Genomic DNA, 1,039 nt, shown 5'->3' on the forward strand with positions numbered 1-1,039 from the left:
CTTTAGTGCCTAAATCTTTATCACGTAACATAGCCATCTTGTGTTGTACTAAAGGGTGATCAATTACAACTAATTTACTCATGAATATTTACCTCACTTTTAAATTTTATGCAGCCAATTAATTTTGCTCAAACTCTAGATATTATATAGGACTTAAAAGTCTAGCGCAAGTAAGCTAGGCCTTCAAGTCCTATAAATGAGATTATTTTAATGGAATTGCTTCAGTTAAGGCTTTAACAGACGCACGAACATCAGCACGAACAGCTTCATCTTGAGGATTTCTGATGATTTTAGCAATCAATCGAGCCACTTGTTCAGACTCCGCTTCTTTAAATCCACGAGTGGTGATGGCAGGCGTACCAATACGGATACCGCTTGTCTTAAATGGACTTAAAGTTTCGTTTGGAATAGTATTTTTATTTACAGTAATACCAACTTCATCTAAGGCTGTTTCGATTTCAGCACCTGTCACGTCAAAACCGATAACTTTTAGTAATAACAAGTGGTTGTCTGTTCCACCAGATACCATTGGAATGCCTTCTTCATTGAAGACTTTTTCAAAGGCTTTGGCATTTTTGATAATTTGCGCCTGGTAGTCTTTAAAGTCGTCTTGTAAGGCTTCACCGAAGGCAACAGCTTTGGCAGCAATCACGTGCTCTAAAGGTCCACCTTGAATACCAGGGAAAATAGCAGAGTTTAATTTCTTACCGTAATCTGCGTTCGCAGTTAGGATTAAACCACCGCGAGGTCCACGTAAAGTTTTATGCGTTGTAGAAGTCACAACGTCTGCATAAGGAATTGGATTTGGATGTAGACCCGCTGCAACTAAACCAGCAATGTGAGCCATATCAACCATAAAGTATGCACCAACTGCTTTAGCAGTTTCAGCAATTTTTTCAAAATCAATCGTGCGCGCATAAGCTGAAGCACCGGCAACGATTAATTTAGGTTGGTGTTCTTTGGCTAAGCGGTCGATTTCAGCATAATCAATATATTCTTCATCATTTGTGACATTGTAAGCAATAAAGTTATATTTCTT

At 38.5% G+C, this 1,039-nt stretch carries 1 protein-coding gene; it reads right to left on the reverse strand.

What is annotated here, in order from left to right; all coding sequences use genetic code 11:
- Positions 1-202: 202 nt before the first annotated feature.
- Positions 203-1,039 (reverse strand): serine hydroxymethyltransferase (glyA, locus tag ACRCJ0_RS15130; protein ID WP_431391032.1); only part of this gene is annotated, 837 nt, incomplete at its 5' end.

It is taken from the genome of Aerococcus sp. L_32, from assembly GCF_050689315.1.